Annotated in this window: 4 protein-coding genes; all 4 read right to left on the bottom strand. The window is 48.3% G+C overall.

Features of this window, described 5'->3' with window-relative positions; all coding sequences use genetic code 11:
- Positions 1 to 336: 336 nt before the first annotated feature.
- Entirely contained in the window at positions 337 to 714 is a 378-nt protein-coding gene (locus tag AB1797_12130) for a hypothetical protein (protein MEW5768346.1), read from the bottom strand.
- 122 nt (positions 715 to 836) lie between these two features.
- The gene (cobA, locus tag AB1797_12125; protein ID MEW5768345.1) at positions 837 to 2,462 is read right to left on the bottom strand and encodes a uroporphyrinogen-III C-methyltransferase; all 1,626 of its coding nucleotides are present in this window, start codon (positions 2,460 to 2,462) and stop codon (positions 837 to 839) included.
- The gene (locus AB1797_12120) at positions 2,459 to 4,234 is read right to left on the bottom strand and encodes a T9SS type A sorting domain-containing protein (GenBank protein MEW5768344.1); all 1,776 of its coding nucleotides are present in this window, start codon (positions 4,232 to 4,234) and stop codon (positions 2,459 to 2,461) included. Before AB1797_12120 ends, cobA begins: the two co-directional genes overlap by 4 nt.
- A gap of 70 nt (positions 4,235 to 4,304) precedes the next feature.
- Complete coding sequence (locus AB1797_12115; GenBank protein ID MEW5768343.1) at positions 4,305 to 6,425, bottom strand: tetratricopeptide repeat protein; 2,121 nt, start codon at positions 6,423 to 6,425, stop codon at positions 4,305 to 4,307.
- Positions 6,426 to 6,731 lie beyond the last annotated feature (306 nt).

Here is a 6,731-nt window from a genome sequence, read left to right as displayed (position 1 = left end):
GGAGACAAGGAAAAGACTTTTACCCCCCATAGTTGTGGAGATAATAACGTGATTGAGGCGAGGCATAATGTTCTCCAAACTGTTACCAGTTTTTCAGCCCTTTTTTAGGGGATTTGGGACAATGCCGTAAGTTATAAGCAGCGAGAACAAAAGATAAGGGACGTAAGAAACGGTGAGGGGTAATTTAATCTCGGCGAACTCTGCCTCGACTTTTGTGTTTTCTAACGTTGGAAAGGGATTAAGATGGTTAGTCAAAAAGTCCACTGGGACTTTTTGCCGGATCATCAATTAACGCAGAAGCCGCCGGAGAAGAGGCGGCGGAGACAACTGAAGTGCTTATTTGAGACCTATTCCCAGTAATTTCCCCACCAGGTCTAACACTTTGGGGTTAGTAAAAAGGATCAAAGCTCCCAGGATAACTACATGGAGGCGGGTTTGCCATTTGAAGTCGAGCAATTCCTTTTCAAGTCTGGCAATATCTCCCCTCATGGCCTTTTCAAGGTTGGCAAAATTCTCTTTAAGGTTGACAAAATCTTCCCTTGTAGCCTTTTCAAGTCTGGCAATATCCTCCTTGGTGGCTACTCCTTTAGCAATTTCCTCCTGGAGTAAAGATACGGTTCTGTCCTCAATAAAGTGGATGAGGTTTTTAGACTCATTCTGACCCAGCTTGGGTTTTAACAATTCGTAAACATCTACTGCCGTAGCGGATAACATCCCTCTTTCTCCTTCAATAGAATTCTTGGTAACAACTCCGCCACAAGGCCCTGGTGTCTTTGTGCCTTAGTGGCTAAGCAGTTACTCTACTTCTTTATTCTACCATACTTGTGGCATCTTTGTCAATCAAAATAATCAATAATAGCCCGAGTTAAACCAGAGATGGTGTATTCAGAGGCGGTGATATCGACTCTAAGCCCCAGGTCCTTAGCCTTGTCTTCGGTAATGGGGCCGATGCAGGCTACCCTGACCCCATTCAAAAGCCTGGTTAAATCTTGGTCAGCAAAGGCAGAGACAAAGTTAGTGACCGTAGAAGAACTGGTGAAAGTGACCACGTCAATCTTATGTTCGTCCAGCAATCTTTCAATATACGCCCGGTTATTATTCTCCTTCACGGTTCGGTAGACGGGCACGACATCGACCCTGGCGCCTAATTTGGCCAGCTCTTCCGGAAGTGTATCCCTGGCTTCCTCAGCCCTGGGGATAAGGATATTACTTCCTCGAAGCGTTAGTTCATCCCCCCCTGGCCTGGCCATTCTCCTGTTCCCCGGCGCCTCCGCTTCTCCGCTCCGTTTCAGTCCCTCAACCACTGCCTCAGCCCTGAATTCATCCTGGGGTTGATAATCTACCCGGAGATAGAGCTTTTCTATTTCCGCGGCCGTTGACGGCCCAATAGCCGCTATCTTTATTCCGGACAAGGCCCGTAAATCCAAGCCTTTCTTCCACAGTCGATCAAAAAAGAATTTCACCCCATTGACGCTGGTAAAGATTAGCCAGTGGTAGTCACTGATCCTGGAAAGGGCTTGTTCTAACCCATCAAAACTGGCCGGCGGGACGATCTTGATAGTGGGGAACTCTATTACCCGTGCCCCGTAGCTCTCAAGTAAATGTTTGAAAGTTCCGGCCTGGGCCGCGGCCCTGGTAACAAGGATACCTCGATTAAAGAGTGGCCGTTGTTCAAGCCAGTTAAGCCAGGCCCTGAGAGTAACCACTTCACCCACTACGATAACGCCAGGCGGGCTAATCCTGGCAAATTTAGCCCTTTCCACAATATTAGTTAAGTTTCCCGTGATTACTTGCTGTTGAGGGGTTGTTCCCCAACAAATGATAGCGATTGGAGTTGAAGGATTCCGACCGTAAGTGGTCAATTTTTCGACTATTTCAGCCAGATGAGTTATCCCCATCAGAATGACCAGGGTATCAGGACCGGTCGCTAATTTTTTCCATTCAAGACTCGATATCTTCTTGGTTAGGTCCTCATGTCCGGTAATAATAGCCACTGAAGAGGCAAATTGCCGATGGGTAAGCGGTATGCCGGCATAAGCCGGAGCAGCCAAAGCCGAACTGATTCCGGGAACTACCTCAAAATCGGCCCTGGCCCTGGCTAGGGTGTAAGCCTCTTCTCCCCCACGACCGAAGAGAAAAGGGTCTCCCCCTTTGAGCCGGACAATTATCTTACCCTCCTCGACTTTTTTAAGCATAAGGTTATTTATTTCATCCTGAGAAAGGGTATGATCACCCCCTTCTTTTCCTACATAGATAACCTCTGCCTCGGCGCCAACATAAGAGAGCAGATCAGGATTGACCAGATGATCATAAAGGACTACCTCGGCTTGCTTGAGGCATTCGACTCCCTTCAGAGTAATGAGTCCGCAGTCGCCTGGGCCTGCGCCGACTAAATACACTTTACCTCGGCTGAGTTTCGAGTTGGGGGCACCCGCTGGCGGGTGGTCGAGTTTCGGGTTCATTTGCTGATTACCATCCGGCGTGTCAGGGTAGTCGAACCAGTTTCGAGTTGATAAAAATAAACTCCGCTGGCGACCTCGCTTCCGGTTTCATCCGTGCCATTCCAATAAGCGGCTTTTTTTCTGGAAGTATAGTCTCCAGGAGGAAGATGACCCAGATTTATGGCCTTGATAAGTTCTCCGGTCAGGGTATAGATTCGGACTGAAACCTCAGATTCCCGGTCGAGTTTAAAAGGTATCCAGGTCTCCGGATTAACCGGGTTGGGGTAGTTTTGTAAGAGACTAAGATGATCAGGGACTCCCGGGGTGGGGGTCTGAGCGATTATATCTAAGTAGAGGGAAAAAGAGCCTTCCAGACCTTCTTGGCTGTCTGAATAGGTGGGGATAATAATGAAGTAGCCGTCTTTCGGCAAGGAGATTGTTTGTCTGCCGTATCCAGAGGAATCAGGTGAGAGGTGGTCGATTTTTTCTTCTGAGGCCAGGGTAAATTCAACGCCCTGTCCAGCCTGGCAAGTGAGGCGCAAGGCAACTGATCCCTGACTCTTAAATTCTATCCCACGGTAAGACCAGGCGCTTAGATGATCCTCCACCTGGTAAGGATAATGGGCCACTGATTCATCAGGAAAAAGGTGAACTGATTCTGCTAGGTCAGGATGAAGATAAGCATATGGCAGGCCTAATCCTGGATTATTGACATAGTTGGCCGTAATCCAGTCAGTAAAGATGGAAGATAGATCCTTGCTTTGTCCCTGACAGGCCAGCCCGTACTCCAGGGCCTCTGAGCCGGTTTTAGGACAACTTAAGAGCGTCTTTAGCATTCGGTCTCCGCCATAATGCTCCACAAAATAATGCATAAAAAGGCGGACCGAAGCATAATCACTCTCCCTGCCCTGCCAGTCAGTCAGGGAATCATCCGGATAGGCCAGAAAAGCCTTTACTCTCTCTTCCAGCGGGCTGCCTCGATAAGGTCGGCTGTAACCACAGAGGTCTTCCGCATATTCGGAACAGGCCTCATCAAGCCAGATGTCTTCTCTCAGACCGAGTAATCTCAGTTTCTGGTGGAAGTGGATCATGTGTTGAAACTCATGGGCTAAGGTAGCTAGCGCTAATTGCTTATGTTCCAGTAGGGTGGAGTTGAGGTAAATGATCTCGGCCTCATTTGTTCTCTCTTCAGGGAAGAGATATTTGGTGGCGAGCCGGCTAAATCCATCTACGGGTGAGAAATAACCTAAGGGGCCATCAGTTCCCAGGGGAAGGATCAGAATCTTGATTCTGGGATCAAGATCAATGCCTGGATTAGGTTCTGACCCAAAGACAGAGGTTAAGGTAGGATAGATCAGACGATCAAATTCATCTACCAGGGTTTCTAAAAGGGGATGAGAATTAAGGGAAGAAGCCAGATAAAGGCAGGAGTGGGTCCCTTGGTGTTTCAAAACAGCCTCTATCTGGCGGTAGCCTCCTTCCGGCCGGATAACCCAGAAGGAATCATTGGCTTTGAGTTCGCTGGGGGCAGAGGTGGGTTTCGGGTTTTGAGTTGGTAGTAGTGATATCTCGCCTACATCTTCAAAGAGGGCATAAAATCGACCTGTGGCGCACCTCTCAGCCCCAACGGCTGAGGGGGGGATTAGGAAAAGACAGAAAAGGATACCGCTGAATAACCATTTCCCCTTCTTGACAAAACAGTTATTTGGTGGTATACTATTAAATAGATAGAGGAGTCTTTTAATAGACATGGTTTCCTCAATGGTCTGGTTGATCCGTGGCAGCGTAATCAACCAGAGAAGAGGTAGGAGTTAACTTCTACCTCTTTTTTATTTCTCGAAAGGCATTTTTCAGCCTCGACCCTCAGCGGCGCTGCGGTTCTCTCTTCTCCCTCAATTTATTTATCTCCCCCTGCGCCAGAACAGCCCATGAGGTATCGGGATAGGCCTTGATCAAGCTCAGATATTCCTTGACCGCGGCTTTATCATCCCCTTCTCTGGAATAGAGCGAGGCGATTTCGTTTTGGGCGGCGGGGGCGTGCCAGCTTTCAGGATATTCATCGGCTATTTTCCGAAACATTTCCACTGAGCGGGACTTGTCTCCACGTTTCAGATAAAGAGAGGCCAAGGCAAAGAGGGCATCATCTTTCAGATTAGAAGGTGAATCAGCGGTAATGATCCGCTGGTAACTTGACTCAGCCGGCTCGAATTCTCCTTTGAGGGATGACCATTCTGCTTCCTGATAGAATTTGAGTTCTTCTTCGCTTCCCTCGCCCATTAGTCTGAGCCTGGACAGGGCATTGTTAACCTCGTTACTTCTTGGGTATGAATTGATAAAGGCTTGGTAAGCCTTTTTGGCCTGTTCAAACTCCCCGGCCCAATAGTAAGAATCGGCGATTTTGAAGCCGGCTTCAGCTAAGGGAGCCTGGTCTAAAGGCCTGTTGACTATCTTTTCATAGGCCTCCCTGGCCAGGGCTATCTTTCCTTCTCGCAAATAACAATCTCCGATCTTGATCTGAGCCTTAACCGCCAAAGGAGTGGCCGGATAATCACCTAAAAATACCTGGTAGACCTTTCGGGCCTGCTTGGGGTCATTCAGGTGAGTAAGCTGGATATCCCCAATTAAAAAGAGGGCTTCCATGTGCTCTGGGCTTTGCTCGGACTGGTTGACTATCTGCCAGAGGGTCTTTTGGGCGGTCTCGTATTGTCCTAAATCAATCAAGATTCGCCCGGCGGCCAGACCAGCCCGCCTGGCTGTTTTCTTGCCGGGAAAGCGGGCAATGAGCCGCTGATAGGTATCCAGGGCCTTCTCCTTGAATCTGGCCTCGGCCAGTCTTCCGGCCAAGGAGAGAAACAGCTCCCCCTGGTCAGGCTTTCGGCTGAATACCTCTTCATACCCGCTGATGGTCTTGTCCGGATGAGAGGCCTTCAGGTGGAGGTTCGCCAGAAGTTGGATCTCATTGGCAGCCATAGATCCTTTTTGACCCTTCTCCTCCAGCCGGTTAATAGCCCTTTCCAGGTCCAACTCGGCCAGCTTTTCTTCTACCCATTCTAATTCTCCTCCCCCTGTTCCCAGGTGGTTCAAATACTCAGATATGGCTTCTTCCTTCTCCCCCTTGAGCTGATATAATTCAGCCAATTCCCTGGCAAAGATGCCCTGGTTTGGCCGTATTGACCTGGCCCTGAGATAAGAGGCAAGGGCCTCATCCAGCTTGCCCCAGTCCAGGTAGGCCCTGGCCAGCAACTGATAATGGTAAATATTTTGAGGGTCTATCCGGATAATACCCTCCCAGGCCTGGGAGGCTTCCTCAAATTTTCCCTGTTCAGCATAGAGATTACCCATTTCCTGGTAATAATAGGTCTCATTGGATCTAAGTTTAAGCAAATCTTGATAGATAGCTAAGGCCTCCTCATATCTTTGGGCCTGACGGTAGAGTTTGGCCAGAGTTCGCTTAATGGTGATGTCCTTTGGGTCTAACGAGGCTGCCTTTTGATATGCCCCGATGGCCTTAGCCGTGTCTCCCAGCCAGGCGTGCAATTCGCCCAGCGATTTCAGGGCAGCTAAATTCGCCGGCTCCCGGACAATTTTTTCCTCTAAAGAAGAGACAACTTTCTCCACCATATCCAGATCTTTGTATAGCTGGAAGATCTTAGGTTGAAGGGAAGAATAGCCGGGAAATTTTTTTTGGAATTCTTCGTAGGTGGCCAGGGCCGAGACTAAATCGCCTTTTTTCTGGTAAGCTTCTCCCAGGTTAAGCCAAAGGCCCATGTCTTCGGGGCGATCCTTAAGGGCCTTATTAATGGCTGAAACGGCCTCCTCATACATCTCTTGATCCATGTAGAGATGGATAAGTTCACTGATTGCCCCTCTATCCTGACGGGCCTTAAGTGTCTCGATGCGTTTTAAGACCTCCTCATCCCGAACTTCTGCCTGAAGGGGAAATGCAGCGGATAAGACTAATAATAGTAATAAAACTAAAGTCATAGCGCGTATTGCCTTGTCAAGTTAGTATTTGTGGGTAGAGCCTCTTTTACCCCTCACCCTACCCTCTCCCCTCAGGGGCTTATCCTTACCCACATCTTTTAAAAACCACGAAGAACACGAAGGGCACGAAGATAAAACAAATCTTTTAATCCCATCTTTAAATAATTTTTCGACCTGTAAAATAGGTCTAATAAAATAATAAAATGCAAGAAATTTCCCATAGACATAGATATTCAAGCTCTACTACTACTAAAAACAGGTCGCTCCTACGGAGCTGCAAATATATTGCTTTTGTGAAATACTACA

Source organism: bacterium (assembly GCA_040753085.1).
Classification (GTDB): Bacteria; UBA9089; JASEGY01; order JASEGY01; family JASEGY01; genus JASEGY01.
This window is presented reverse-complemented; position numbering and strand designations above follow the sequence as displayed.

Bases quoted from the DNA above. Each gene is read 5' to 3' on its own strand.
- AB1797_12130 (MEW5768346.1), bottom strand. From the start codon at position 714: ATGTTATCCGCTACGGCAGTAGATGTTTACGAATTGTTAAAACCCAAG.
- cobA (MEW5768345.1), bottom strand. From the start codon at position 2,462: ATGAACCCGAAACTCGACCACCCGCCAGCGGGTGCCCCCAACTCGAAA.
- AB1797_12115 (MEW5768343.1), bottom strand. From the start codon at position 6,425: ATGACTTTAGTTTTATTACTATTATTAGTCTTATCCGCTGCATTTCCC.